General features: G+C 76.7%; 1 pseudogene. It reads left to right on the top strand.

What is annotated here, in order from left to right:
• Nucleotides 1–35 precede the first annotated feature (35 nt).
• Nucleotides 36–240, top strand: a pseudogene (locus KVS67_RS12910) (MFS transporter); the annotation flags it as partial.

Genomic DNA, 240 nt, shown 5'->3' with positions numbered 1-240 from the left:
CCGCCTCGTCGCGTGAGGGGGCGTAGCCTGGGGCCGTGACCCTGCCCGCCCCCGCCGCTCCCCGCCCCTCCACGGCCCTGCTGTGGGTGCTGCTGGCGGCCATGGGCGCCGGGCCCCTGTTCAACTACGGCGCCTCCGCCTCCTCCACGGTCGTGATGGAGCGGCTCGACGCCACCTCGGGCCAGCTCGGCACCGTGATGACGGTCGTGTTCGCGGCGGCCGCCGTCACCTCCCTCGGCC

The organism is Micrococcus sp. GbtcB5, assembly GCF_019091605.1.
Lineage (GTDB): Bacteria > Actinomycetota > Actinomycetes > Actinomycetales > Micrococcaceae > Micrococcus > Micrococcus luteus.
The sequence above is the reverse complement of the archived record's forward strand: the minus strand, read 5'-3'. Positions and strand labels throughout refer to the sequence as shown.